24 protein-coding genes and 1 tRNA gene are annotated in these 25,267 nt (G+C 72.3%); 14 read left to right on the plus strand and 11 right to left on the minus strand.

Features of this window, described 5'->3' with window-relative positions; all coding sequences use genetic code 11:
* Positions 1-27: 27 nt before the first annotated feature.
* From ACFYX0_RS19150 to ACFYX0_RS19165, 4 genes are all read right to left on the minus strand, one after another.
* On the minus strand, positions 28-1,053 hold the full coding sequence (locus tag ACFYX0_RS19150) for an L-idonate 5-dehydrogenase (protein WP_388971610.1): 1,026 nt from the start codon (positions 1,051-1,053) through the stop codon (positions 28-30).
* A gap of 27 nt (positions 1,054-1,080) precedes the next feature.
* Complete coding sequence (locus ACFYX0_RS19155) at positions 1,081-1,842, minus strand: SDR family oxidoreductase (RefSeq protein WP_388971612.1); 762 nt, start codon at positions 1,840-1,842, stop codon at positions 1,081-1,083.
* 10 nt (positions 1,843-1,852) lie between these two features.
* Positions 1,853-3,250 (minus strand): gluconate:H+ symporter, encoded by a 1,398-nt coding sequence (locus ACFYX0_RS19160; RefSeq protein ID WP_355908948.1) that lies wholly within the window; start codon positions 3,248-3,250, stop codon positions 1,853-1,855.
* Between the two features lie 104 nt (positions 3,251-3,354).
* Entirely contained in the window at positions 3,355-3,894 is a 540-nt protein-coding gene (locus ACFYX0_RS19165; protein ID WP_355908951.1) for a gluconokinase, read from the minus strand.
* Between the two features lie 130 nt (positions 3,895-4,024).
* On the opposite strand from ACFYX0_RS19165, the gene ACFYX0_RS19170 reads away from it, so the two are divergent.
* On the plus strand, positions 4,025-4,726 hold the full coding sequence (locus ACFYX0_RS19170; protein ID WP_388971614.1) for a FadR/GntR family transcriptional regulator: 702 nt from the start codon (positions 4,025-4,027) through the stop codon (positions 4,724-4,726).
* A 351-nt stretch (positions 4,727-5,077) separates the two neighbouring features.
* On the opposite strand, the gene ACFYX0_RS19175 is transcribed toward ACFYX0_RS19170, so the two are convergent.
* Positions 5,078-5,452, minus strand: a complete 375-nt coding sequence (locus ACFYX0_RS19175; protein WP_388971616.1) for a YchJ family protein — start codon at positions 5,450-5,452, stop codon at positions 5,078-5,080.
* A 163-nt stretch (positions 5,453-5,615) separates the two neighbouring features.
* On the opposite strand from ACFYX0_RS19175, the gene ACFYX0_RS19180 reads away from it, so the two are divergent.
* The 3 genes from ACFYX0_RS19180 (at position 5,616) to ACFYX0_RS19190 (ending at position 8,463) form a co-directional block, all read left to right on the plus strand.
* Positions 5,616-5,933, plus strand: coding sequence for a dsRBD fold-containing protein (locus tag ACFYX0_RS19180; protein WP_388971618.1), 318 nt, complete (start codon positions 5,616-5,618; stop codon positions 5,931-5,933).
* 12 nt (positions 5,934-5,945) lie between these two features.
* A complete protein-coding gene (locus tag ACFYX0_RS19185; RefSeq protein WP_388971621.1) occupies positions 5,946-7,253 on the plus strand; it encodes a phosphoribosyltransferase family protein in 1,308 nt (435 codons plus the stop codon).
* Positions 7,254-7,329: 76 nt separating this feature from the next.
* Entirely contained in the window at positions 7,330-8,463 is a 1,134-nt protein-coding gene (locus ACFYX0_RS19190; protein ID WP_388971623.1) for a CapA family protein, read from the plus strand.
* 14 nt (positions 8,464-8,477) lie between these two features.
* Here the strand turns inward: ACFYX0_RS19190 and polX are convergent, their stop codons facing one another.
* A complete protein-coding gene (gene polX / locus ACFYX0_RS19195) occupies positions 8,478-10,205 on the minus strand; it encodes a DNA polymerase/3'-5' exonuclease PolX (protein WP_388971625.1) in 1,728 nt (575 codons plus the stop codon).
* Positions 10,206-10,308: 103 nt separating this feature from the next.
* Positions 10,309-10,393, minus strand: a tRNA-Leu gene (locus ACFYX0_RS19200).
* Positions 10,394-10,584: 191 nt separating this feature from the next.
* On the opposite strand from ACFYX0_RS19200, the gene ACFYX0_RS19205 reads away from it, so the two are divergent.
* The 3 genes from ACFYX0_RS19205 (at position 10,585) to ACFYX0_RS19215 (ending at position 13,341) form a co-directional block, all read left to right on the plus strand.
* The gene (locus ACFYX0_RS19205; protein ID WP_388971627.1) at positions 10,585-11,910 is read left to right on the plus strand and encodes a M20/M25/M40 family metallo-hydrolase; all 1,326 of its coding nucleotides are present in this window, start codon (positions 10,585-10,587) and stop codon (positions 11,908-11,910) included.
* 186 nt (positions 11,911-12,096) lie between these two features.
* A complete protein-coding gene (gene chpH, locus ACFYX0_RS19210) occupies positions 12,097-12,330 on the plus strand; it encodes a chaplin ChpH (RefSeq protein ID WP_388971629.1) in 234 nt (77 codons plus the stop codon).
* Between the two features lie 126 nt (positions 12,331-12,456).
* Positions 12,457-13,341: a chaplin gene (locus tag ACFYX0_RS19215; RefSeq protein WP_388971631.1), complete on the plus strand. Its 885-nt coding sequence runs from the start codon at positions 12,457-12,459 to the stop codon at positions 13,339-13,341.
* 228 nt (positions 13,342-13,569) lie between these two features.
* Here ACFYX0_RS19215 and ACFYX0_RS19220 read toward each other — a convergent pair whose 3' ends face one another.
* A complete protein-coding gene (locus tag ACFYX0_RS19220) occupies positions 13,570-13,758 on the minus strand; it encodes a DUF5703 family protein (protein WP_005485166.1) in 189 nt (62 codons plus the stop codon).
* 47 nt (positions 13,759-13,805) lie between these two features.
* On the opposite strand from ACFYX0_RS19220, the gene ACFYX0_RS19225 reads away from it, so the two are divergent.
* A complete protein-coding gene (locus tag ACFYX0_RS19225; RefSeq protein WP_388971633.1) occupies positions 13,806-14,504 on the plus strand; it encodes a hypothetical protein in 699 nt (232 codons plus the stop codon).
* A 280-nt stretch (positions 14,505-14,784) separates the two neighbouring features.
* Here the strand turns inward: ACFYX0_RS19225 and ACFYX0_RS19230 are convergent, their stop codons facing one another.
* A complete protein-coding gene (locus ACFYX0_RS19230) occupies positions 14,785-17,073 on the minus strand; it encodes a helix-hairpin-helix domain-containing protein (protein ID WP_388971635.1) in 2,289 nt (762 codons plus the stop codon).
* Complete coding sequence (locus tag ACFYX0_RS19235) at positions 17,070-18,053, minus strand: aldo/keto reductase (protein WP_355908985.1); 984 nt, start codon at positions 18,051-18,053, stop codon at positions 17,070-17,072. The genes ACFYX0_RS19230 and ACFYX0_RS19235 overlap by 4 nt, the downstream gene beginning before the upstream one ends.
* A gap of 264 nt (positions 18,054-18,317) precedes the next feature.
* Here ACFYX0_RS19235 and ACFYX0_RS19240 point away from each other — a divergent pair, with 264 nt between their 5' ends.
* Positions 18,318-19,373, plus strand: a complete 1,056-nt coding sequence (locus ACFYX0_RS19240; RefSeq protein WP_355908988.1) for an LLM class F420-dependent oxidoreductase — start codon at positions 18,318-18,320, stop codon at positions 19,371-19,373.
* Positions 19,374-19,598: 225 nt separating this feature from the next.
* Positions 19,599-20,387 carry a ferritin-like domain-containing protein gene (locus ACFYX0_RS19245; RefSeq protein WP_388971637.1) on the plus strand — a complete coding sequence of 263 codons (789 nt, stop codon included), beginning with the start codon at positions 19,599-19,601 and terminating at the stop codon, positions 20,385-20,387.
* 53 nt (positions 20,388-20,440) lie between these two features.
* Here the strand turns inward: ACFYX0_RS19245 and corA are convergent, their stop codons facing one another.
* The gene (corA, locus tag ACFYX0_RS19250) at positions 20,441-21,439 is read right to left on the minus strand and encodes a magnesium/cobalt transporter CorA (protein ID WP_355908994.1); all 999 of its coding nucleotides are present in this window, start codon (positions 21,437-21,439) and stop codon (positions 20,441-20,443) included.
* A 128-nt stretch (positions 21,440-21,567) separates the two neighbouring features.
* Here corA and ACFYX0_RS19255 point away from each other — a divergent pair, with 128 nt between their 5' ends.
* The 4 genes from ACFYX0_RS19255 (at position 21,568) to mshC (ending at position 25,114) form a co-directional block, all read left to right on the plus strand.
* Positions 21,568-22,254 carry a histidine phosphatase family protein gene (locus tag ACFYX0_RS19255; protein ID WP_355908997.1) on the plus strand — a complete coding sequence of 229 codons (687 nt, stop codon included), beginning with the start codon at positions 21,568-21,570 and terminating at the stop codon, positions 22,252-22,254.
* Positions 22,255-22,375: 121 nt separating this feature from the next.
* Complete coding sequence (locus ACFYX0_RS19260; RefSeq protein WP_355909000.1) at positions 22,376-22,966, plus strand: DUF3090 domain-containing protein; 591 nt, start codon at positions 22,376-22,378, stop codon at positions 22,964-22,966.
* Positions 22,930-23,748 (plus strand): SCO1664 family protein, encoded by an 819-nt coding sequence (locus ACFYX0_RS19265; protein WP_355909003.1) that lies wholly within the window; start codon positions 22,930-22,932, stop codon positions 23,746-23,748. The genes ACFYX0_RS19260 and ACFYX0_RS19265 overlap by 37 nt, the downstream gene beginning before the upstream one ends.
* A gap of 136 nt (positions 23,749-23,884) precedes the next feature.
* On the plus strand, positions 23,885-25,114 hold the full coding sequence (gene mshC, locus ACFYX0_RS19270; protein ID WP_388971639.1) for a cysteine--1-D-myo-inosityl 2-amino-2-deoxy-alpha-D-glucopyranoside ligase: 1,230 nt from the start codon (positions 23,885-23,887) through the stop codon (positions 25,112-25,114).
* The last annotated feature ends 153 nt before the right edge of the window (positions 25,115-25,267 follow it).

Consider the following 25,267-nt stretch of genomic DNA (forward strand, 5'->3'; position numbering starts at 1 on the left):
GGCCGTCCGCGGCCGGCCGCCCCCCTGTCAATCCCCGAAGTCCAGCAGCACCTTGCAGGACCGGCCGCGGTCCGCGGCCAGGGTGAACGCCGACTCGGCCTCCCGCACCGGCACCACCGCGCTGATCAGCGCGTCGAATGCCGGCTCGGCCGCGAGCAGCCGGAGCGCGTCGTCGAACTCGGTGTCGAAGCGGAACGCCCCGCGCAGCTCGATCTCCCGGCTGACCACCAGGTTCCCCGCGAAGAGACTGTGCCCCGGCGGCAGCATGCCGAGCTGGACCACGACCCCGCCCCGCCGCACCAGCCGCAGACAGGTGTCGAGCCCGGCGGCGGTCCCTGACGCCTCGATCGCCGCCTCGACGTCCACGGGCCATCCGGCGTCGTCCGGGTCGTCCGCCCGTACGAGGGTGTCGGCGCCCGCCGCCCCGGCGAACTCCAGCGCCCGGGGCTGCGGATCCGTGACCGTCACCGAGGCCGCGCCCGCCGCCTTCGCGGCCGCCACCACCAGAGCGCCGATCGGCCCGGCCCCGGTGACCAGCACCCGCCGTCCGGCCGTCGCACCGGCCCGCCGCACTGCGTGCATCGCCACCGCCAGCGGTTCGGCGAGTGCTGCGCGGCGCGGTGCGAGACCGGCCGGGAGCGGCCGCAGCTGCCCGGCCGGGACGGTCACACGGGCCGCGAAGGCGCCCTGGACGTGCGGGTGGCGGGCCGCACTGCCCAGATAGCGGGTGTCCCGGCACACGTTCGGCCGGCCGTCGGCGCACTCCTGGCAGGCGCCGCACGGAGTGGCCGGGTGCACGGCGACCGGGGTGCCCGCCGTGGGACCTGACGCCCCGTCGCCGTAGGAGACGACCGTGCCGACCACCTCGTGGCCGAGCACCAGCGGCTCCCGCAGCCGGAAGTCGCCGACCCCGCCGTGCCGCCAGTAGTGCAGGTCCGAGCCGCACACCCCGCCGTAGCGGACGGCGACCAGCGCCTCGCCGGGCCCGGGCACCGGGACGGGCAGTTCGTCCACGCGCAGGTCGCCCTGGCCGTGGATCACACAACCGAGCATCGAAGCCCCTTCCGCCTCACGCACCGTTCACAGCACGCTCGTCATGCCGCCGTCGACGTACAGCACCTGCCCGCCGACGAAGTCCGCGGCGGGGGAGGCGAGGAACAGCACCCCGCCGACCAGGTCCTCCGTGCGGCCCCAGCGGCCCGCCGGGGTGCGTCGCCGCACCCAGGCGCTGAACTCCTCGTCCTCGACGAGCGGCCGGGTCAGCTCGGTCTCGATGTAGCCGGGCCCGAGCCCGTTGACCTGCACCCCGTGCGGGCCCCAGTCCGCGCACATGCCCTTGGTGAGCATCTTCAGCGCGCCCTTGGTGGCCGCGTAGGGCGCGATACCCGGGCGGACCACCTCGCTCTGGAGCGAGCAGATGTTGATGATCTTCCCGTGGCCGCGCTCGGTCATCCGCCGGGCCGCCTCCCGGCCCACCAGGAACGCGCTGGTGAGATTGGTGTCCAGGATCCGGTGCCAGTCGGCGTCGGAGAACTCCAGGAGCGGGGCGCGCAGTTGCATGCCCGCGTTGTTGACCAGGATGTCGAGCGGCCCGACCCGCTCCTCGACTTCCGCGATGCCCGCGGCCACCGAGGGACCGTCGGTCACGTCGAACGCGGCCGTGTGCACGTCCCCGGGCAGCCGTGCCGCGGACTGCGCCAGCCGGTCCGGATCGCGTCCGTTGAGGACCACCGTGCAGCCGGCCTCCAGCAGACCGCGGGCGAGGGCGAGCCCGATGCCGCGGCTGGAGCCGGTCACCAGCGCCCGGCGGCCGGTGATGTCGAAGAGCGGGTGAGCCGTCATCGCCGTACTCCTAGATGACCAGGGACAGCAGGAGCACCAGGGCACCGGCGACCACCGAGATGATGGTCTCCATGACGGACCAGGTCTTGACGGTCTGTCCGACGCTCAGCCCGAAGTACTCCTTCACCAGCCAGAAGCCGGCGTCGTTGACATGGCTGAAGAACAGCGACCCGGCGCCGATGGCCAGGACCAGCAGGGCGGTGTGGGTGGTCGACATGTCGGCCGCGAGCGGCGCGACCAGACCGGCCGCCGAGACGGTCGCCACGGTCGCGGAACCCGTCGCGAGCCGGATCGCCACCGCGATCAGCCAGGCGAGCAGCAGGGCCGGGATCGACCAGTCCTTCGATATGTCCAGGACCATCTGGCCCACGCCGCAGTCGATCAGCGTCTGCTTGAAGCCGCCGCCCGCGCCCACGATGAGCAGGATGCCGGCGATGGGGCCGAGCCCCTTCTCGACGGTTCCCGCGATCCGCTCCTTGCTGAACCCGGCCGGGCGGCCCAGCGTGAAGATGCCGACGATCACGGCGGCGAGCAGGGCGATCAGCGGGGAGCCGATCACGTCGAAGACGCGCTGCACCATCTTGGCGGGGTCGTCCACGACGATGTCGACCAGCGCCTTGGACAGCATCAGGACGACCGGGAGCAGCATGGTGGCCAGCGTGGCGCCGAAGCCGGGACGGTTCTCCAGCTCCTCGGAGGCGCGCGGCGGGAGCATGCGCTCCGGCACCGGGGCGTCCACCCAGCGACCCGCGACCCTCGAGAACAGCGGACCCGCGATGATCACCGACGGGATCGCCACCAGCACGCCGAGCGCCAGCGTCACACCGAGGTTGGCCTTGACGGCGTCGATCGCGACCAGCGGCCCGGGGTGCGGCGGGATCAGCCCGTGCATCACGGACAGACCCGCGAGCGCCGGGATGCCGATCCGCATCAGGGAGTAGTTGCCCCGCTTGGCGACCATGAGCACGACGGGGATCAGCAGCACGATGCCGACCTCGAAGAACAGCGGCAGACCGATCACCGAGGCGATCAGCACCATCGCCCACGGCATCGCACGGCCCTTCGCCCGGGCGAGGATCGTGTCGACGATCTGGTCGGCGCCGCCGGAGTCGGCGAGCAGCTTGCCGAGGATGGCGCCCAGGGCGATCAGGACGCCCACACCGGCGACGGTCGAGCCGAGCCCGGTGGTGAAACTGGTGATGGCCTTGTCGAGCGGTGCCCCGGCGAACGCGCCGAGCGCGAGCGAGCCGACGGTCAGCGCCAGGAAGGCGTGAAGCTTGAACTTGGTGATGAGCAGCACGATGACGGCGATGCCCGCCACCGCCGCGATGCCGAGTTGAGCGTGGCCCGCCGATGTGATCGGCTCGACGGTGTCCGCTGCCAGCATCTCGACGCTGAGTCTGGTCACGGGGGTCCCTTGGGTGAGGTGGGGAGAGGAACTCTCGGTTTCTGGTGGGAAGAGCCGGCCTCGGGAGCCGCGCCCTTGCGGAGGCGGCGCCCGGGGGCCGGGTGTTACTGCGAGGGCCGGGCGGAGGACCCCTCGAGGTCGCGCAGCGCGTCCACGGCACGGGCGGTGATCTCCTCGGGACTGCCCGAGACGTCCACCGCCACTCCCGTCTCGTCCTGCTCCAGCGGCTGGAGCGTGGCGAACTGGGAGTCCAGCAGCGCGGTGGGCATGAAGTGCCCCTGGCGATGCGCCATGCGGTCCTCGATGAGCTTCCGGTCGCCCGTGAGGTGCACGAAGACGACCCCGGGAGCAGCGGCTCGCAGCCGGTCGCGGTACGCCCGCTTCAGCGCCGAGCTGCTGACCACCCCGCCGAGCCCCGCCCGCCCGTGCGCCCAGGCGCCGATGGCGTCCAGCCAGGGCCACCTGTCCTCGTCGGCGAGCGGAACACCGGCCGACATCTTGGCGATGTTGGCCGGGGGGTGGAAGTCGTCGCCCTCGGCGTAGGGAACGCCGAGCCGGGCCGCGAGCAGGGGACCGATCGTGGTCTTTCCCGTGCCCGCGACGCCCATGACCACGACGACATGGGGGGTGCGCACTTGCTGCATCGTGCTCTCGCTGTCTTCGTCGACATCTGATGTCGACGCCACTGAAACCGATTAGGTACGACGAATTCAAGCCCCTGTGACGAATAAGTCTGACTTTTTCATTCCGTGATCCGCCTCGTACGCTGAGCACATGACCACTCCGGGCCGGGGACTGCACGGCCGTGTACTCGACACCCTCGGCCCCGCGATCACCGCGGGCGAGTACCCGCCGGGCAGCGTGCTGCGCACCGACGAACTCGCCCAGCACTTCGAGGTCTCCAGGTCCGTGATGCGCGAGGCGGTCCGGGTCCTGGAGTCGATGCACCTGGTGGAGTCCCGCCGGAGAGTGGGCGTGACGGTGCGGCCCAAGGCCGAATGGAACGTCTACGATCCCCAGGTCATCCGGTGGCGCCTGGCCGGCGCCGACCGCCCGCACCAGCTGCGCTCGCTGACCGTGCTGCGCTCGGCGATCGAACCGGTGGCCGCGGGCCTGGCCGCCCGCAGCGCCACGGCGGGGCAGTGCGCCGAGCTGACCGAGTGCGCCCTCGGCATGGTCGCCAACTCACGCGGCCATCAGCTGGAGGGATACCTGATCCACGACGTGGCCTTCCACCGGACGATCCTGACCGCGTCCGGCAACGAGATGTTCGCCCGCCTGGGCGATGTCGTCGCGGAGGTCCTCTCGGGCCGCACCCACCACGACGTGATGTTCGAGGACCCCGACCCGGCCGCGGTCACCCTGCACGTCAAGGTCGCGGAGGCGGTACGCGAGGGCGACGCGGCCCGCGCGGAACAGCTGACCCGCGAGATCACCGTCGGCGCCCTGCAGGAGCTGGACATACTGGCGCCCTAGGCCCTGTCGTCAAACTCCCGCCTGCCCCGCGACGCCATGCACGCTCCCCCGCTCGACTTCGCTCGCGCGGGCGGTGCCCCCACCGCCGCACCGGGCGAAATCCCACGTACATCCAGTACGAGGGCTTCCGCCCGGCACTCCCCCAAGCTCTTCGAGCAGGGGGTACCCCCAGAGCACGCTCCCCCACTCTCGGCTTCGCTCGAGCGGGAGGGGCCCCCACGCCGCCGCAGAGCCCGCCCTCCGGGCGGACGGCGGGAGTTTGACGGCAGGACCTGGCGGCGGCCGGAGACTGCTCCGGCTGCCGACCGGTACCCGCCCCCGTCGTGGATCGGTCGGCCCGTCTCACCCGTCTCAGTCGAGGAAGTCCCCGTCGACGTAGACCCAGGCCCCGTCCACCCGTTCGAATCGGCTGCGTTCGTGCAGGGCGCCGCCCCGGTAGGAGGCGCGGAAGGTCACCGTCCCCGTGGAGTGGAACGCGGACCCGCCCGTCGTCTCCAGGATCTCCAGCCCCGTCCAGCGCATCCCGGGGTCGAGATCGAGCGGCTCGGGCCGGGTGCGCGGATGCCAGGTCCGCAGCAGATACGCCGTGTCCCCCCGGACGAACGCGCTGTACCGCGACCGCATGAGCGCCTCGGGGGTCGGCGCCGCCGCGGCACCCGTGTGGAAACGGCCGCAGCACTTCTCGTACGCCTCGGGCAGCCCGCACGGGCAGGAACGCGTGATCATGACGGCCATTGTGCCCGGTGGGGCGCGGGCCCCCGCGGCACGGGCGGGCGAAAGGGGTTTCGGTTCCGCTTGTGTGCGCACCCGACCCATCGGAGTCACAGTGGAGGAAGGGCGTGCGCGCCTCTTGGGCGCCGCACGGCACCGGTGTGAGGAGGTACGGAAGATGACGTCGACCCGAACCACCCGCAGCCGGCCTCCCGCCGCCAAGGAGTGGAACCTGCGTCTCTACCTCTCCGAGCACGACCCCGCCACCACGGCCCGGGTCGTCCTGGACACCGGTGACAACCTGATGGAGAGCTGTGCCGCGGCACGCCGCAACCCCTACGACATGGCGGTGCCCGAGATCGGCGACGAACTCGCCGCCGGGCGCGCGCTGATCGCGATGGGCCAGAAGCTGCTGCGGGCCGCCGCGGGAGACATCGAGGAGGCCGGAGCGCCGGAGGAGGCCCCACCCGCCCCGCTGTGGCTGCCCCGGGAGTGAGGAGGCCGAGCCGTGCTCTTCATGGATCGTCAGGAAGCGGGCCGGCAACTGGGCACACGCCTTGAGCACCTCAGGGGCCGGAACGCGGTCGTACTGGGACTGCCCAGGGGCGGGGTTCCGGTCGCCTTCGAGGTCGCGCGGGCGATCGGCGCACCGCTCGACGTCTGCCTCGTCCGCAAGCTCGGCGTGCCGTTCCAGCCCGAGCTGGGGATGGGAGCCATAGGCGAGGACGGCGTGCGCGTCATCAACGACGCCGTGGTGCGCGAGGCACGCGTCACCCCGCAGGAACTCGCCGAGGTCGAGGAACACGAACGCGACGTCCTCGAACAGCGCGGCCGGCGCTACCGCGGCACGTACGAGCCCGTCTCCGTCGAGGGGCGGACCGTGGTCGTGGTCGACGACGGGGTGGCCACCGGGTCGACCGCCCGGGCGGCCTGCCGGATCGCCCGCGCCCGGGGCGCCGAGCGGATCGTGCTCGCGGTCCCCGTCGCCCCGAGCGACTGGACCGAACGGCTGGGCGGGGAGGCCGACGAACTGGTGTCCGTGGCGACACCGCGCGAGTTCTTCGCGATCGGCCAGTTCTACGCCGACTTCGCCCAGACCGACGACGAGGAGGTCGCCGACTGCCTGAGGCGGGCGGCCGGCGGCCCCTCCTCGGCCGGCACCGCCTCCGGGTCCCCGGACACGGAGGTCGAGGTGACCGCCGGAGCCGTACGGCTCAAGGGGCAGCTGACCGTGCCCGAGGACGCGTCCGGGATCGTGGTGTTCGCGCACGGCAGCGGCAGCAGCCGGCACAGCCCGCGCAACCAGTTCGTGGCGACCGGCCTGAACCGGGCCGGACTCGGCACCCTGCTGTTCGACCTGCTCACCGAGGAGGAGGAGCAGGACCGGGCCAATGTGTTCGACACCGGCCTGCTGGCCGGACGGCTGACCGACGCCACCCACTGGCTGCGCACCCGGGCCGGGTACGAGGGCCCGGCCGTCGGCTACTTCGGCGCCAGCACCGGCGCCGCCGCCGCCCTGTGGGCCGCCGCGGAGCCCGAGGCCCGTATCGCCGCGGTGGTCTCCCGAGGCGGCCGCCCCGATCTCGCCGGGCCCCGGCTGCCGGCGGTGACCGCCCCCACGCTGCTCATCGTCGGCGGCGCCGATCCGATCGTGATCGACCTCAACCGCCAGGCGCAGGCCCGGCTGCACTGCGAGAACCACCTCGCGATCGTCCCCGGCGCCACCCACCTGTTCGAGGAGCCCGGCACCCTGGAGGTGGTGACCGACCTGGCCCGCGACTGGTTCACCGACCACATGGCCCCGGCCCACGTGTAGCGCCTCGTCCGCCCGTCTTCGGGGATTCCGCCGTCGCCTCTCGCCCCCGCGTACGCGACCGCCTTAGCGTGGGAGGGTGGACGAGGGCGTGGTCACGCTGTTCCTCGGCGGCGATGTCATGCTCGGCCGGGGCATCGACCAGACCCTCCCGCATCCCGGTGACCCGGTACTGCGGGAGGCGTACATCCAGGACGCCCGGGACTACGTCACCCTGGCCGAGGCGGCGAACGGGCCGATTCCCCGGCCGTCGGACTTCGCCCGCCCCTGGGGCGAGGCGCTGGCGGTCCTCGCGGCCGCCGCGCCCGACGTCCGGGTGATCAATCTGGAGACCTCCGTGACCCGCGAGGACGACTTCGAGCCGGGCAAGGGCGTCCACTACCGCATGACTCCGGCCAATCTGCCCTGTCTGGCGGCGGTCCGCCCGGACGTCTGCGTCCTGGCCAACAACCATGTGCTGGACTTCGGCCGCCGGGGCCTCGCCGAGACCCTCGACGCCCTGGCGGCCGCCGGGCTGCGCACCGCCGGGGCGGGACGTGACGCGGCCTCGGCCTGCCGTCCGGCGGTCGTGCCGCTGCGCGGCGGCGGCCGGGCGCTGGTGTTCTCCTTCGGCATGCCCTCCAGCGGGATCCCCGAGCACTGGGCCGCCACCGAGCAACGGTCCGGCGTCGCCTTCCTGCCCGGCCCCTCGGTGGCCGCCGCGGCGGCGTTCGCCGACCGGCTGCGCCGTCACAAACGCCCCGGAGACCTCGCCGTCGCCTCCGTGCACTGGGGCAGCAACTGGGGCTACGAGGTCTCACGCGCCCAGGTGCGGTTCGCGCACGCGCTCGTCGACGCGGGCGTGGACATCGTGCACGGGCACTCCTCGCACCACCCGCGCCCCCTGGAGGCGTACCGCGACCGGCTCGTCCTCTACGGCTGCGGCGACCTGGTCGACGACTACGAGGGCATCGGCGGCCACGAGCACTACCGGGACGATCTGCGGCTGCTGTACCTGGTCTCGGTCGAAGCGGACACCGGCAGGCTGGCCGGGGTGCGGATGGTGCCCCTTCAGTCGCGCAGGATGCGGCTGGAGCACGCCACCACCGAGGACACCGCATGGCTGCGGGCCGCCCTCGACCGATGCAGCCATGCCCTCGGCACCCGCGTCGACCTCGGCCCCGACGGCGCGCTCCGCCTCCGCTCCCCGCCCCCGGCGCCGTCGGCACGGTGAGAATCCGGCACGCCTCACCCGGACCTGCCCTTGGCCAGGAACCGGCGCAGCCGGCGCAGCGGCCAGGTGTTGATGACGTCCTCCGGGGTGAGCCAGCCGCGCTGCGCGGTGCCCACGCCGAAGCGCAACTGGGCGAGGTGCGGCACGGAATGGGCGTCGGTGTTCACGGCGAACTTCGCCCCGTGCTCCCGGGCGCGCAGGATGTCCTCGTCGCACAGGTCGAGCCGGTCGGGCTGGGCGTTGACCTCCAGCGCGGTGCCCGTACGGGCGCAGACCGCGAACACCTCGTCCCAGTCGGCGTCGACCCCCGGCCGCTTGCCGATCAGACGCGTGGTCGGATGGCCGATCACATTGACGTACGGGTTCTCGCACGCCCGCACGAGCCGCCTGGTCATCGCCTTGCGGTCCAGGTCGAAGTGGGAGTGCAGGGAGGCCACGCACAGGTCGAAGCCCGCGAGGAACTCGTCGGGCCAGTCCACCTCTCCCTCGGGGCCGATGTTCAGCTCGGTGCCGTGCAGCAGCCGCATCCTGTGACGGGTGCCGTCCAGCTCCCGCAGCCGCTCCCGCTGGGCGAGCATCTTCTCGTCCGTCATGCGCTGCATGTACAGACGGGGCGCGTGGTCGGTGACCGCGTAGTACGCGTAGCCGCGTTCGGCGGCCGCCTCCACCATCGTCTCCAGCGACGCGAGGCCGTCGGTGAGGTCGGTGTGGGTGTGCAGATCCCCGCGGATGCTCCGCTCCGTCACCACCTCCGGCAGCTCCCCGCGCAGCGCCGCCTCGATCTCCCCTCGGTCCTCACGCAGCGTCGGCGGGATCCACGGCAGACCGAGCCGGTCGTAGACGTCCTCCTCCGCGCGGGAGGCGAGCGACTGGCCGCTGTCCACGTCGAAGAGCCCGTACTCGGACAGTTTCAGCCCCTGCCGGACGGCCAGGGTTCGGGTGCGGATGTTGTGCGCCTTCGACCCGGTGAAGTACTGCAGCCCGGCCCCCCACGACTCCGGCGGCAGCACCCTCAGGTCGACCTGGACGCCCTTGGTGGTGCGGATCGAGGTCTTCTTCGTGCCCTGGGCGATCACCTCGGCGGTCGACGGCAGCGCGCACAGCGCCTCCATGAAAGGGGCGGACCGCTTCGTTGCGACCAGCACGTCGATGTCCCCGACGGTCTCCCGCATACGGCGCAGGGACCCCGCGTGCGTGCAGCGCTTGCAGCCGGTCACGCCGGACAGCTCGGCGACGATCTGCTCGGCCGTGTCGACGGCCAGGTGCAGCGGGATACGGCCGCCCGTCTGCTGGAGCAGGGCGATGCCGTGCAGGATGTTCTCCTGCGTCTTCGCGCCGAAGCCCTTCAGATCGCGCAGGGCGTCCGCCTCGATCGCTGCGGCCAGCTCGTTCACCGACCCGATGTGCAGATCCTCGTAGAGCCGCAGTGCCTTCTTCGGCCCCAGGGTGGGGATGGTGATCAGCTCGCGCACCCCGGCGGGGATCCTCGCCCGGCGTTCCTCGACCGCGGAGACCGAGCCGGTGTGCAGATACTCGAGCACCTTCTCGGCGATCGACCGGCCCACGTTCGGTATGCCGCGCAGCCCGTCGGCGTCCAGCCGGGAGATGTCGTCGGGGTATCCGCCGATGGCACGCGCGGCCTTCTCGTAGGCGCGCGCCTTGAACGCGTCGCCTGCCGTGATCGCGATGAGGTCCGCGTACTCCTTCAGGAGCGCCTCGACCTCGTCGTTGGGCCGGGCCACACCTCAGAGTCTAGGAACGGCGACGCCACCCGGGCCAGCCGAGCGCTCGCCCCCGAAACCACGAGCGGCGCCGACCTGATCCAGGTCGACGCCGCTCACTGTGTGTCCGAGGGGGGACTTGAACCCCCACGCCCGATAAAGGGCACTAGCACCTCAAGCTAGCGCGTCTGCCATTCCGCCACCCGGACAAGGTGCCTGTCGTGCGGGGTTTCCCTCGCGGCGACGAAGGAAACATTACCAGGCTTTCGGCGGCGTTCGATCACACCCCGTCCCGGCGTGAACGGTGCGTGACGGACCGGACAGTGCCTTGGGGCGCGGCGGGGGTCGGAGAGAGGATGAGGGGACCACCAGCAGTGCAGTGACAGCGGGAGGAAACAGCGTGACCGAGACGGGCACGGCCAGTAACGTCACCGGCGAGGACGAGGTAGTGGACCTCTGCCGTGAGCTGATCCGGATCGACACCAGCAACTACGGCGACCACTCCGGCCCCGGTGAGCGCAGGGCCGCCGAGTACGTCGCCGAGAAGCTGGCCGAGGTGGGGCTCGAACCGCAGATCTTCGAGTCGCACAAGGGCCGCGCCTCCACGGTGGCCCGCATCGAGGGCGAGGACCCCTCGCGGCCCGCGCTGCTGATCCACGGCCACACCGACGTCGTACCGGCCAATGCGCAGGACTGGACGCACGACCCCTTCTCCGGCGAGATCGCCGACGGATGTGTGTGGGGGCGCGGCGCCGTCGACATGAAGGACATGGATGCCATGACCCTGGCGGTCGTCCGGGACCGGCTGCGCAGCGGGCGCAGGCCGCCGCGCGACATCGTCCTCGCCTTCCTCGCGGACGAGGAGGCCGGCGGGACGTACGGCGCCCGGTACCTCGTCGACCGCCACCGGGGCCTCTTCGACGGGGTGACCGAGGCGATCAGCGAGGTGGGCGGCTTCTCCTTCACCGTGAACGAGCAGCGGCGGCTGTATCTGATCCAGACGGCCGAGAAGGGCATGCACTGGATGAAGCTGACCGTGGCCGGCACGGCCGGGCACGGATCGATGATCCACCGGGACAACGCGATCACCGAGCTCTCCGAGGCGGTCGCGCGGCTCGGGCGGCACAAGTTCCCGGTGCGGGTCACCAAGACCACCCGGGCCTTCCTCGACGAACTCGGCGACGCGCTCGGCACCGAACTCGACCCGGAGGCCATGGAGTCGACCCTCGCCAGGCTCGGCGGCATCGCCAAGCTCATCGGCGCGACCTTGAGCAACACGGCCAATCCCACGCAGCTCAACGCCGGTTACAAGGTGAACGTCATCCCGGGCGAGGCCACCGCCCATGTCGACGGGCGCTTCCTGCCCGGTTTCGAGGAGGAGTTCCTCGCCGACCTCGACCGGATCCTCGGACCCCATGTGCGCCGGGAGGACGTGCACTCCGACAAGGCCGTCGAGACGACCTTCGACGGGGCGCTCGTGGAGGCGATGCAGTCCGCGCTCCAGGCCGAGGACCCCGGGGCGAAGGCGATCCCGTACATGCTCTCCGGCGGCACGGACGCCAAGTCCTTCGACGAACTGGGCATCCGCGGCTTCGGGTTCGCGCCGCTGAAGCTGCCGCCGGAGCTGGACTTCGCGGGCATGTTCCACGGTGTGGACGAGCGGGTCCCGGTGGACGCCCTGAAGTTCGGTGTGCGGGTGCTGGACCGGTTCATCGACGCGTCCTGACCCCGGCTCAACTCGCTTGATTCCGTCCCGGTTTGCGCGCTGAAACGAGACTGCACTAATCGCCAGCGCGTACGGGGGTCGACCGGGACGGGTGAATGCGACCATAAGCTCGTAGCTCCATTACTCCCTCCTCGTTACATGGGGTGCGGTCCGAGGCTTGGATCGCTTTGCCAACGAGGAGGAAGAATGATCAAGAAGGTCGTCGCTGCTGCGGCCGCCACCGGTGGTCTGGTTCTCGCGAGCGCGGGTCTGGCTGCCGCCGACTCGGGTGCCCAGGGTGCCGCCGTGCACTCCCCGGGCGTTGTGTCCGGCAATGTCATCCAGGTTCCGGTGCACGTCCCGGTGAACGTCTGCGGCAACACGATCTCGGTGATCGGGCTGCTGAACCCCGCCTTCGGCAACACCTGCATCAACAACTGACGTTGCGGTCGGCCTCGGAGCGCGTCCCATGCGCTCCGGGGCCGACCGGTTCCTCCGCGTCTCCGCCCGTCCGGGCGGGCGCGCTCCAGAAGGTTCACGACAACGTCGAAGGCAGGGAATTCAGCAATGCGACAGGTCACCCGCAAGGGCCTGATGACCGTGGCGGCGGCGACCGGCGTCCTCGCCGTCACCGGCGGCTACGCGCACGCCGACTCCGGTGCGCAGGGATCGGCCGCGGGCTCGCCCGGTGTGCTGTCCGGCAACACCGTGCAGGTGCCCGTGCACGTCCCGGTGAACGTCTGCGGAAACACCGTGAACGTGATCGGACTGCTCAACCCCGCGGCGGGCAACGCGTGCGCCAACACGGGCGGCTCCCACGCCGGCGGTGCGCACACCGGCGGCGGCTCCCACGCCGGCGGTCACACCGGTGGCTCGCCCGGTGTCGGCTCCGGCAACACCGTCCAGGTGCCGGTGGACGTGCCCGTCAACGTCTGCGGCAACAGCGTGAACGTCGTCGGAGTCGGCAACGGCGCGCTGGGCAACCACTGCGACAACGGCGGCGGTGGCCACCAGCTTCCCGGCGGCGGCACGCCCGGCCACCCGGGTCACCCGGGGCATCCGGGCCACCCTGGGCACCCGGGCCACCACTGTCCCCCCGACCACCCGGGGTACCCCGGTCACCCTGGACACCCCGGTCATCCCGGTCACCCTGGTCACCCTGGTCATCCCGGTTACCCTGGTTACCCGGGCCAGCCGAGCAACCCCGGTAACCCGAGCAACCCCGGTAACCCCAGCAACCCGACCAACCCCGGTACTCCCCAGCAGCCGGGCGGCGGTGGGTCCCAGCACGTCAACCACCCCGGTGGGTCGACGTCCGCCATCCGGCCCGTGGGGGGCGCGCAGCTCGCCCACACCGGTAGCGACCTGCCCCTCGGCGCACTGGCACCGGCCAGCGCGGGAGCTCTGCTCGGCGGTGCGCTGCTCTACCGCAGGGCCCGCGCGAGGGTGTAAGGCACCGGACCCAGAAGAGGGACGGGCCGGAGGCGGTCGACGCACCGGCTGGTCATCGGGGGGAGAGCGCGGACTGTCGTCACGCGTGTGCAAGGAGCGACAGGGCACGGCCCACACTCGGCGAAGCGGTACACAGTGCACTGAACCGCCGCATTCTCCCCCGCGGCGTCCCTGAAACGGATCGGGCCCCGCAGACGCGGGGCCCGATCCGTTTCAGCCTCCTTCACCTCACCACGTGGCGCGCACCTGGCGGATGATCCGTCGGCGCAGCCGCACCCTGCGGCTGCCGTCACGCAGCAGACTCAGGCGGTCCAGCTCCCAGTGTCCGTACTCGGCGTGGTCGGTCAGCAGACGTGTAGCGTCCTTGCGGGACACCCCGCGCGGTACGTACACGTCGACAAATTCGTATTCCGGCATCGCATCTATTGTGCGGGCTGGGGCCCGGTACGGATAGCGTCTGCACTATGTCTGATGCTGCGCAGCCCACCGCTGCCGAGGTACGCGCCGCCGCCGAGGCGGTCAAGACCGCGCTCGACCGCCACCTGGCCGCGGTCGAGCGCAGGACGGGCGAGGACGACCCGGCCGTCTACGAGGCGTTCAACGAGCTGGCCGCGGCGGCCGAGGAGTACGACGAACTCCTCTACGACCGCTACGACGAGGTGACACCTTTCGAGATCCCCGGTGCGGAAGACGCACTTCCGCCGTACGCGGGCCCCGAGGAACCGAACGCGCTGAGCGTGCTGATCCGCCGGGACTACGCGGTGGTGGAGCCGCAGCGGCTGCTGACGCAGGCGCGGCGCGTGGAGGACGCGGACGAGGACGCCCCGCTGGAGTCGTCGGCCGGCACCGTCCACGGCGCGCTCGGCGTGATCTTCGGAGAGTTCGAACCGGACGAGATCGCCTCCCGGCACAAGGAGTTCGGCCTCGAGGAGGGCGACTCCACCCTGTGGGTGACCGTCGCCGACGAACCGGCGGAGCCCGGGGAATGGCTGGAGGCGCCATTTGAGCAGATCGACCCGCAGCGGGTCGTCTGCCGTTTCGATGTCAGCGCGGTCTTCGACGACGACTCGGACGAGGACGAGGAGGATCTCGGACTCGAGCCGGAGCTCCACGGCGAACTGGACGACGACGAGGACCTGGAGCCCCTGGACGCCGAACGCTAGACCTAGGTCCTGTCGTCAAACTGCCGTCGTCCGCCCGGAGGGCGGGCTCTGCGGCGGCGTGGGGCCCCTCCCGCTCGAGCGAAGCCGAGAGTGGGGGAGCGTGCATGGCGTCGCGGGGCAGGCGGGAGTTTGACGACAGGGCCTAGGGGCGCGCCGGACCCGGTTTGGCGCGCCCCTAGGACACGGGGTCGTGCCGTGCCGGGTGCGGCCTGCCCCTCGGACACGGAGTTGCGGTGGCGGTGCCGCTCGGCCCGAGGGCCCCGGCGCCGCCACCCGGCCCTCATCCCTCGGTCGTCGGCACCTGAGGCCGGAGCAGTACGGGCAGGCGGGTGGTCCGCGGCTTGGCCGTGATCTCGGCCACGGCCCGCGGCAGTGCCTGCTCCACCCCGTGCACCACGGACAGATGGCGGGCCGCCCGGCCGAAGGCCGTGTACACCCACGGCCGGCTCAGCGTTCCCCCGGCATCGCCGGGCAGCACCACGACCACCGCGGGCCAGCGCTGTCCCACCGCCTGGTGCGCGGTGAGCGCCCAACCGTGCCGTACGGACTGCTCCACCCGCTCCCTGGGCACGACCACGGCCGCGCCCGCGCACTCCAGATGCAGCCCCTCCGCGTCCGCCGTCACCACACGGCCCGGGACCGCCCGGCCCGGGGCGGGGGAGTGGACGATCCTGTCTCCCGGGTCGAAGCCGCCGAAGCGGCCGGGGCCCGGGTTCAGCCGCTCCTTGAGCGCCGCGTTCAGCGCCCGCGTACCCGCCGCGCCGCCGTGTCCCGGCGTGATCACCTGAGTCTCGTCCGAGGGGATGCCGATCGCCCGCGGCACCGAGTCCGCGACCAGCTGCACGGTTCGGTGCACCGCCTCCCCGGCGTCCCGAACCGGCACGATCACGACCTCCTTGCCCGGCGCGTCGACCTGCGGCAGCTCGCCCACGCCGATCGAGGAGACCAACTCGCCGAGCGGCCCGGGATCGGGGGTCCGCGAGGCGATCTGCGGGCACATCCGGGCGGCGAGCAGATCGGCGAACACGCGCCCGGGACCGGCCGACCACAGCACCCCCGGGTCACCGCTCAGCACCAGGCGGCCGCCGTCGGGCAGTGACTCGATGAGCAGCGCCGCCGTCTCGACGTCCAGCTGGGGCGCGTCCAGCACGATGAGCAGGTCGAGGTCCAGCGCGCCGTCCGCGTCCCGTCCGGGGCCCTCGACGCCGGACAGCAGCCCGGCCACCGTGGCGAGCGCCGCGCCCGCCCTCTCCCCGGGACCGTCCGCCGGGCCTAGCGCCGCGAGCAGGGCCTCCTGCCCGGCCGGGGTGTGCGTGGCGGCCCAGGCCCGCACACCGACCTGGCGGGCCTCACGCAGCAGCGTGCCGGGTTCGGCCCGGGATGCCTCCCCGCCGGTGTGGAGCACCAGTCCATGGCCCGCGACCGCACGGATCAGCTCCGCCGCCGAGCCGCGCGCCGAACCGGCCGCACCCTCCCAGTGCTGAGCCGAACCGTCCTCCTTCGGCACGGAGTTGACCAGCCGGGCCAGTCCGTCGGCGAGACTCTCCTCCGCCAGCGCGTATCGCTCCAGGCCGATCAGGACACGGACCGGACGGCTCTCGCCGTCCTCGTCGCTCTCCCCGCCGCCCGGGGGCTCTGCCTCCAGGGCGTCCTGGAAGACAAGGGCCTCGCCCTCGGCGACCGTGCTCCGCACCGCCTCCTCCGGGTCCGGCACCGCGCGCTGCGCGAGCGCGGCCTGAAGAGCGGAGGCCTCCAACGCCGTGTGCCCGGCCACGGCCGCCTGCTCCAGCAGCCAGACCGTCACCGCGCGCGCCCGCCGCTCGTCGTCCCGCCGGCACTCGGCGCCGAGCAGGGCCCGGGCGAACCCGTCCGCCTGCTCGGGCCGCACCCCGGGGATCCGCAGCAACAGCCAGGGGTCCGCCCGCAGACGGGCGTCCGCACCGTCGCCGAGGGCCGCGGCGGCCTGCGGCGCCAGGGCTTGGGGAGCGCCGCCCTCGGTCAGCACGGCGCCCACGGCCGCGACGCTCTGTGCGGCGGGCGCGGCCACCGGGGGCGCCGCGGGCTCGGGACGCCGCACCGGCTCGGGGGCGGGCCGGCGCGGGGCGGGCGCCGGCTCGCTGAAGGCACTCGCCACCGGCTTCGCGCCGCTCTCCACGGCCCGCACGGCCGCGAGCAGATCGGCGGCCTGTCCGCTCAGCTTTGCGCCGGCCTCGATCGGCCCCTTCTTCTCCGCCTTCCGCCGCTCGATCCGCTCGCGCTCCAACCGCTGAGCGGCCAGCTCGGCCTCGGCCTCCGACTTCTGAGCGGCCGCGCTCTCGCCCTCCCCCGCGTCGGCCGTACCACCGTCGGCGGCACCCGAGCCGGTCGCGGACTCCGTCTCCTCCGGGCCGTCCGTGCCCTCGGCCTCGTCCTGCCCGGACCCTCCTGCGGCCGCCGGAGCCGGCTCCTCGGCCGCCCCCGCGTCGCCCGAGGTCCGTACCATCTCGTCCCCGCCGGTGCCGGTCCCGGTCTCGTCGGCCGGTTCCCCCGGGTGGGAGGCGGTCTCCGTGGTTTCCGGGTCCGTGCTCACAGCGTGCTCCAGTCGTGATCGGGATAGCGGTGCACCGGGGCCGACACATCGTCCAGCGCCCGGCAGATCTCGTCAGGAAGACTAAGCGTCTCCACTGACAACGCCGCCGTGAGCTGCTGTGCGTTGCGCGCACCGACGATCGGCGCGACCACCCCCGGCCGGTCGCGGACCCAGGCCAGTGCCACCTGGAGCGGCGTCGACGCGAGCCCGTCGGCGGCCGTCTGCACCGCGTCCACGATGCCGCTCGCCGTGTCGTCGAGGTAGGGCGCGACGAACGGGGCCAGATGCTCCGACGCCCCGCGCGAGTCGACCGGCGTCGCATTGCGGTACTTGCCGGTGAGCACCCCCCGGCCCAGCGGAGAGGACGGCAGCAGCCCGACCCCCAGGTCCAGCGCGGCGGGCAGAACCTCGCGCTCCACGCCCCGCTGGAGCAGCGAGTACTCCATCTGGGTGCTGGCGATCCGGGTCCGGACACCCGGCGCCGCGAGCTGCCAGGTCGCCGCCTTCGCGAGCTGCCAGCCACAGAAGTTGGACACGCCCGCGTACCGCGCCCGGCCGCTGCTGACCGCCAGGTCGAGCGCCTGCAGCGTCTCCTCCAGCGGGGTGTACGGGTCGAAGGCGTGGAGGTGCCACAGGTCGACATGGTCCGTGCCGAGACGGGCGAGCGAGTCGTCCAGCGCGGCCAGCAGATGGCCGCGCGAGCCGTCGAAACGACGCTCGGGGTCGGGCACGCTGCCCGCCTTCGTCGAGATGACCAGATCCCGGCGCGGCACCAGACCCTCCATCAGGCGTCCGAGCAGATACTCGGCCTCCCCGTCCCCGTACACGTCCGCCGTGTCGACGAGGGTTCCGCCGGCCTCCCAGAACACCTTCAACTGCTCCGCGGCGTCGTGCTCGTCCGTGTCACGCCCCCACGTCAGGGTGCCGAGTCCGATGCGGGACACACGAAGGCCGGTACGGCCGAGATGCCTCTGCTCCATGAACGCCGACATTACTGTCCGGAACCGGCCGCGTGGGTTGCCTGTGGACAACCGATTTCCCCGGTGTCCACGGCGATTTCCCGCTCCCCGCCGCCGGTACGGCCGGCGCCGTACGGCCGCGCGTGCGCCCGACGGCGGATCCCTGTCGTGCTCCCGCGCCGACCGGACACCCCCGCCACGCCCCGGGTGACTCTCCCTTCCCCGCCCGCCCCGCGCTAAGGTCTGCGCACAAGGGACGTTACTGATCGGTAAGGGGAATCGGCCATGCAGCTCGGGATCAACCTCGGCTACTGGGGCGCCGGAATGGACGCGGACAACCTCGCCGTGGCGCAGGAGGCCGACCGGCTCGGCTATGCGGTGTGCTGGGCCGCCGAGGCCTACGGCTCGGACGCGGCCACCGTGCTCACCTGGGTCGCCGCCCAGACCGAGCGCATCGACGTCGGCTCCGCGATCTTCCAGATCCCGGCCCGCCAGCCCGCGATGACCGCGATGACGGCCGCCACCCTCGACTCGCTCTCCGGCGGCCGCTTCCGCCTCGGTCTCGGGGTGTCCGGACCGCAGGTCTCCGAGGGCTGGTACGGCGTCAAGTTCGACAAGCCGCTGGCCCGCACCCGGGAGTACGTGGAGATCGTACGCAAGGCGATGACGCGGGAGCGGCTGTCGTACGAGGGCGAGCACTGGACCCTCCCGCTGCCCGGCGGTCCCGGCAAGCCGATCAAGCTGACCGTGCATCCGCAGCGCGAGCACATCCCGCTCTACATCGCCGCGATCGGCCCCAAGAACCTGGAGCAGACCGGTGAGATCGCCGACGGGGCCCTGCTGATCTTCCCCTCGGCCGAGCACATCGAGGAGACGGCGATCCGGTACCTGCGCGCCGGGCGCGAGAAGGCCGGCAAGACCCTCGACGGCTTCGACGTGTGCCCCACGCTCCCGATCGCGGTCGGCGAGGACAAGGACGTCCCCTCGCTCGCCGACACCTTCCGTCCCTACACAGCCCTTTACGTCGGCGGCATGGGCAGCCGCAAGCAGAACTTCTACAACCAGCTCGCCCAGCGCATGGGTTACGAGCAGGCTGCCGCCGAGATCCAGGACAAGTACCTGTCCGGCGACAAGCAGGGCGCCGCGGCCGCCGTACCGCACGAGCTGATCGACCGCACCACCCTGCTGGGGTCCGTGGACCGCATCGCCGACCGGATGAAGGCCTACGCCGAGGCCGGTGTCACCACGCTCACGCTGTCCCCCGCGGGCTTCACCCTGGACGAGCGGATCGCCTCGCTCCGGGCGGGATCCGACGCCCTGGAGCGGGCCGGGCTCGCGTAACCCGCGGGAGCGGGCGACGGAGAGAGCTCCACGGCCGTGGTGGGGGCTCGGGGGTCTTCCCCGCCACGGCCGTCATGGGACACAACGCTCGGGCGGGCTCGCGGTTACGCAGGGCCCGCATCCGCGCGTCCATCGTTCGGCGGAGTTCTCCGGCATCCGTGTTGCCGCTCGACCGGCACCCCACTTGACTCTTTCTTTGCGGACCCCTGCAGAGAGGCATCAGTGATGCTTTCGGTCAAGAGCCTGTTTCGGGAGATCTTCGACAACGACGAGTCGTTCCGGCTCTTCTGCTCCATCGCCGCCAGCGGTGAGACACAGGGCGGCTGGGAGAACGGGCGCATCGCCGCTCTCGTACCGTCCGAGCAGCGCCAGCTCGCGCCCAGGATCAGCAGGCACGGCGCCGACGAGGACAAACACGGGCGGATCTTCCGCGCGCTGATGAAGAAACGCGGACTGGAACCCGTCCCGGTGCCTTCCGAGACCGACTACACGGTGCTCCTGGAGCGGAACGGCATCGGGGTCGCCCACGCGAAGCTGAGGAGCGACCGGCCGCTGACCGTGCCGGAGATCGTCGTCTATCTCGCCCACAGCAGGGTCACCGAGCAGCGCGCCTCCGAGCAGATGCGGCTGCTGCGCAGACACTTCGGCGACCACCCCGAGGTGGGCCGCGCGATCCGGCTGATCGCGGACGACGAGGACAACCACCTCGCCTACTGCCACGAGGAACTGCTGCGGTTCGCGCGGGCCGGACACGGCCGTGCCATCCAGCGGACGCTGCGCGAGTGCGCCCTGACGGAGATCCGCGTCCACCGGGACGTCAGTCTCGCCGTGGCAGCCCGCATGGGGCGGATCCTGCGCTGGCCGAAGGCCAGGTCGGCGCTGCTCAGGGCGGGCATCCACGGGCTCTACTGCTACGAGCGCGCCGGCGGCTGGCGCCGCATGGTGTCCCTGAGGATGCCGGACCGCCGCGACCCCCTCGGTGGACCCGCGACCACGGCCCCCGAGTACGCCTGAGCCGCGAGTCGAGCGCTACGAGCCGTGCGCCCCGCGCCGGGTGAGCCGCGCTGCTACAGCCAGCCCCGCCGCTTGAACAATCGGTACAACAGCACTTCCAGAGCCGCCATCCCCAGGATCACCGCCGGGTACGACACCACCCAGTGCAGCTCCGGCATGTGCTGGAAGTTCATGCCGTAGATGCCCGCGATCATCGTCGGGACCGCGGCCATCGCCGCCCACGCGGAGATCTTCCGCATGTCGTCGTTCTGCCGGACGCTCATCTGCGCCAGATGTGCGGACAGCACATCGGACACCAGCCGGTCCAGGGCCTCCACGGACTCGTTCACCCGGGCCAGATGGTCGCTGACGTCCCGGAAGAAGGGGCGCGACTTCTCCTGCACGAACGGCACCACCGCTCCGGACACCCCCTGGCCCGCCAGCCGGGCCAGCGGCGGTGCCAGCGGGACCGTCGCCCGCCGGAACTCCAGGACCTGCCGTTTGAAGGTGTAGATCCGCGACGCCGTGTGCCGGGAGCCCCCGCTCGCCGGCGAGAAGACCTCCGCCTCCAGCTCCTCCAGATCGGTCCCCAGTTCGGTCGCCACCACCAGATAGTGGTCGACGACGGAGTCCGCGATGGAGTACAGCACACCCGTCGGCCCGTGCCGCAGCATCTCCGGCTGCTGCTCCAGGTGGTGCCGGACGGATGCGAGCGGCATGTCCTTGCCATGGCGCACGGTGACGACGAAGGAGTCGCCGAGGAAGATCATCAGCTCGCCGGTGGTGACCGTGTCGCTGTGCGGCTCGTACGACACCGGTTTGAACACCATGAACAGCGAGTCCTCGTACACGTCCAGCTTGGGCCGCTGGTGCGCCTTCAGGGCGTCCTCGACGGCCAGCGGATGCAGCCCGAACTCCTTGGTCACCAGGTCGAACTCGCCTTCCGTGGGCTCGTAGAGGCCGATCCACAGGAAGGCGTCCCCCGAGGCGCGCGCCTCCTGAAGCGCGTCGGAGAGGTCCTCGGGTCGCTCGGTCCGGCGCCCGTCGCGGTAGATGGCGCAGTCGACGATCACGGAGCGCATTCTCCCGTCAGCCGGTCCCGTCCGCACTCCGGGGCCCGTGCGTCCGGGCGCACGGGCCCCGGAGTGCGGACGCCGTTCCCCCGGCCCGGGTCCACAGGCGTGCCCGTACGCTGGACGGCATGCCCACGTTGATCCTCGTCCGGCACGGACGCTCCACCGCCAACACCGCGGGACTCCTCGCCGGCTGGACGCCCGGCGTCGCCCTCGACGAGCGCGGCGCCGCGCAGGCCGCGGCCCTGCCGGGCCGGCTCGCCGAGGTCCCGATCGCCGAGGTCGTCACCAGCCCCCTGCAACGGTGCCAGGAGACCCTCCAGCCGCTGCTCGACGCCCGTCCCGGGCTGCGCGCGCACACCGACGAGCGCATCGGTGAGTGCCACTACGGCGACTGGTCCGGCCGCAAGCTCGCCGAACTGAAGGACGAGCCGCTCATGGAGGTGGTGCAGGCCCACCCGTCGGCGGCCGCCTTCCCCGGCGGGGAGTCGATGCGAGCCATGCAGACCAGGGCCGCGGAGGCGGTACGGGAGTGGAACGCGCGCGTGGAGCGCGACCACGGCGCCGACGCCGTGTACCTCATGTGCTCTCACGGTGACATCATCAAATCGCTCGTCGCGGACGCACTCGGACTTCATCTCGACCTCTTCCAGCGGATCTCCGTGGAGCCGTGTTCCATCACGGCGATCCGCTACACCCGGCTGCGGCCATTTCTCGTTCGCCTCGGGGACACCGGGGATTTCGCCTCCCTCGTCCCGCGTGCCGAACCCGCCGGTCCGGACGCCACGGTCGGGGGCGGTGCGGGCGCACCGTGATCGTCGGCCGCAGTAGGGTGAAGCGGTCGCACCAGCGCAGCAGCAGTACTTGTCAGCAACCGGAACGGGCCGGCGCCGTCAGCCGGTCCCGATCCCGATCCCGATCCAATGGAGACAGGACGTGTCCCGTCAGGTGTTCCTCTACGACCCCCCGGACCGTTTCGTGGCCGGCACGGTCGGGCTGCCCGGGCGCCGTACTTTCTTCCTGCAGGCCACGGCCGGACCCCGAGTGACCAGCGTGGCCCTGGAGAAGACCCAGGTCGCGGCGCTCGCCGAACGGATGGACGAGCTGCTCGACGAGGTCGTGCGGCGCAGCGGCGGCAGTGCCGCCGTCCCCGCCGTGGCCCCCACGGAGATCTCCGACACGGCTCCGCTGGACACCCCGATCGAGGAGGAGTTCCGCGTCGGCACCATGGCCCTGGCCTGGGACGGCGATGAGCAGCGCATGATCGTCGAGGCTCAGGCCCTCGTCGAGCTGGACGCCGAGTCCGAGGAGGACCTCGCCGAGGCCGAGGAACGGCTGCTCCAGGACGAGGAGAACGGTCCGCCGATGCTCCGGGTCCGGCTCACCGGCGCGCAGGCCAGGGCCTTCGCCAAGCGCGCCCTCGACGTCGTCAACGCCGGGCGGCCGCCGTGCCCGCTGTGCAGCCTCCCGCTCGACCCGGAAGGACATGTATGTCCGCGCCAGAACGGATACCGCCGCGGAGCGTGACCACGGCCGAACTGCTCGCCACGGGTGAACTGACCGTGCGCGGACGCATCCGCGACGCGTCCAACGCGGCGCTCTACTGCACGGTCTCCCTGGACGGCCAGGAGGCCGCCTGCATCTACAAGCCCGTCGCCGGGGAACGCCCCCTGTGGGACTTCCCCGACGGCACCCTGGCGCAGCGCGAGGTCGCCGCCTACGAGGTGTCCGAGGCGACCGGCTGGGGTCTCGTGCCACCCACCGTGCTGCGCGAGGGCCCCTACGGCGAGGGCATGTGCCAGCTGTGGGTCGAGCCCGTGCCCGACGGCGAGCTGCTCGCGCTGGTGGACGCGGAGGAGCCGGAGCCCGGCTGGAAGGCGATCGGGCTGGCGGACGTCGGCGAGGGCAGGACGGCGCTGCTGGTGCACGCCGACGACGACCGGCTGCGGCGCCTGGCCGTCCTCGACGCGATCATCAACAACGCCGACCGCAAGGGCGGCCATCTGCTGCCCGGGGACGAAGGGCGTCTGTTCGGCATCGACCACGGTGTCACCTTCAACACAGAGAACAAACTGCGCACCCTGCTGTGGGGGTGGGCGGGGGAGCCGCTGACCGGGGAGGCGGTCGAGGTGCTCAAGGGGCTGAAGGAGTCCCTGGAGGAGGGCGCCGCGCTGGCCGTACGACTGGCCGCACTGATCACCCCGGAGGAGGTCCGGGCCACCCGCGCCCGGGTGGAGGCCATGCTGGACTCGGGTAAGCACCCGGAGCCGACCGGGGAGTGGCCGGCGATTCCCTGGCCGCCGGTGTGAGGCGCCGCCGCCTCGGGTGACGGCCGGGTGGGCCGAGGTGCTGTGCACATCGCCGGGATTTCCGCAAGAGCGCCTTCCCGGTCATCCGGCCCGGTCCGGTTCGTATACCGAACTTCCGGCCGGTTAGGCTCATGTCATGCATGCCTGGCCCGCTTCCGAGGTCCCCGCCCTGCCTGGTCAGGGCCGCGACCTGAGGATCCACGACACCGCGACCGGCGGTTCGGTCACCCTCGACCCCGGTCCTGTCGCCCGTATCTACGTCTGCGGCATCACCCCGTACGACGCGACCCACATGGGTCACGCGGCGACCTACAACGCGTTCGACCTCGTCCAGCGCGTATGGCTGGACACCAAGCGGCAGGTGCACTACGTCCAGAACGTCACCGACGTCGACGATCCCCTCCTGGAGCGGGCCCAGCGCGACGGCGTCGACTGGGTGGCGCTCGCCGAGCAGGAGACCGCCCTGTTCCGGGAGGACATGACCGCACTGCGGATGCTCCCCCCGCAGCACTACATAGGCGCGGTCGAGGCAATACCCGGGATCGTCCCGCTCGTCGAACGGCTGCGCGACCTCGGCGCCGCCTACGACCTCGAAGGGGACATCTACTTCTCGGTCGAGTCCGACCCCCACTTCGGCACGGTGTCCCACCTGGACGCCGCCGCCATGCGCCTGCTGTCCGCGGAGCGCGGCGGTGACCCGGACCGCCCGGGCAAGAAGAACCCGCTCGACCCGATGCTCTGGATGGCCGGCCGCGACGGTGAGCCCAGCTGGGACGGCGGTTCGCTGGGCCGTGGCCGGCCCGGCTGGCACATCGAGTGCGTGGCCATCGCCCTGGACCACCTGGGCATGGGCTTCGACGTCCAGGGCGGCGGCTCCGACCTCGCCTTCCCGCACCACGAGATGGGCGCCTCGCACGCCCAGGTGCTGACCGGCGAGTTCCCGATGGCCAAGGCGTACGTCCACACCGGCATGGTGGCGCTGGACGGCGAGAAGATGTCCAAGTCCAAGGGCAACCTGGTCTTCGTCTCCCGGCTCCGGCGGGACGGCGTCGATCCGGCGGCCATCCGGCTCGCGCTGCACTCCCACCACTACCGGTCCGACTGGGAGTGGACCGACCAGGTCCTCCAGGACGCCGTGTCACGGCTCGGCCGCTGGCGCGCCGCCGTCTCCCGGCCCGACGGCCCGCCCGCCGAGGCGCTCGTCGAGGAGATCCGCGAGGCCCTCGCGAACGACCTGGACGCCCCGGCCGCGCTCGCCGCGGTCGACCGCTGGGCGGCCCTCCAGCAGGAGACCGGCGGCACGGACACGGGCGCCCCGGGTGTGGTCTCGCGCGCCGTGGACGCCCTGCTCGGCGTGGCTCTCTGACGCGGAGAACAGCGAGCGGCGGGGGGGGGGGGGGGGGGGGGGGGGGGGGGCCGCCGCGGGCGCGGGGGGGGGGGGCCCCCCCCCCCCCCCCCCCCGCGGCCCCCCCCCCCCCCCCCCCCCCCCCCCCCCCCCCCCCCCCCCCCCGCCCCCCCC

Origin of the sequence: Streptomyces sp. NPDC002573, from assembly GCF_042889625.1 — a bacterium.
In the GTDB taxonomy this organism is placed as follows: Bacteria; Actinomycetota; Actinomycetes; order Streptomycetales; family Streptomycetaceae; genus Streptomyces; species Streptomyces gibsoniae.

Coding starts and splice junctions, on each gene's coding strand:
- ACFYX0_RS19150 (WP_388971610.1), bottom strand. CDS start 1,053: ATGCTCGGTTGTGTGATCCACGGCCAGGGCGACCTGCGCGTGGACGAA.
- ACFYX0_RS19155 (WP_388971612.1), bottom strand. CDS start 1,842: ATGACGGCTCACCCGCTCTTCGACATCACCGGCCGCCGGGCGCTGGTG.
- ACFYX0_RS19165 (WP_355908951.1), bottom strand. CDS start 3,894: ATGCAGCAAGTGCGCACCCCCCATGTCGTCGTGGTCATGGGCGTCGCG.
- ACFYX0_RS19170 (WP_388971614.1), top strand. CDS start 4,025: ATGACCACTCCGGGCCGGGGACTGCACGGCCGTGTACTCGACACCCTC.
- ACFYX0_RS19175 (WP_388971616.1), bottom strand. CDS start 5,452: ATGATCACGCGTTCCTGCCCGTGCGGGCTGCCCGAGGCGTACGAGAAG.
- ACFYX0_RS19180 (WP_388971618.1), top strand. CDS start 5,616: ATGACGTCGACCCGAACCACCCGCAGCCGGCCTCCCGCCGCCAAGGAG.
- chpH (WP_388971629.1), top strand. CDS start 12,097: ATGATCAAGAAGGTCGTCGCTGCTGCGGCCGCCACCGGTGGTCTGGTT.
- ACFYX0_RS19215 (WP_388971631.1), top strand. CDS start 12,457: ATGCGACAGGTCACCCGCAAGGGCCTGATGACCGTGGCGGCGGCGACC.
- ACFYX0_RS19220 (WP_005485166.1), bottom strand. CDS start 13,758: ATGCCGGAATACGAATTTGTCGACGTGTACGTACCGCGCGGGGTGTCC.
- ACFYX0_RS19225 (WP_388971633.1), top strand. CDS start 13,806: ATGTCTGATGCTGCGCAGCCCACCGCTGCCGAGGTACGCGCCGCCGCC.
- ACFYX0_RS19235 (WP_355908985.1), bottom strand. CDS start 18,053: ATGGAGCAGAGGCATCTCGGCCGTACCGGCCTTCGTGTGTCCCGCATC.
- ACFYX0_RS19240 (WP_355908988.1), top strand. CDS start 18,318: ATGCAGCTCGGGATCAACCTCGGCTACTGGGGCGCCGGAATGGACGCG.
- ACFYX0_RS19245 (WP_388971637.1), top strand. CDS start 19,599: ATGCTTTCGGTCAAGAGCCTGTTTCGGGAGATCTTCGACAACGACGAG.
- ACFYX0_RS19255 (WP_355908997.1), top strand. CDS start 21,568: ATGCCCACGTTGATCCTCGTCCGGCACGGACGCTCCACCGCCAACACC.
- ACFYX0_RS19265 (WP_355909003.1), top strand. CDS start 22,930: ATGTCCGCGCCAGAACGGATACCGCCGCGGAGCGTGACCACGGCCGAA.
- mshC (WP_388971639.1), top strand. CDS start 23,885: ATGCATGCCTGGCCCGCTTCCGAGGTCCCCGCCCTGCCTGGTCAGGGC.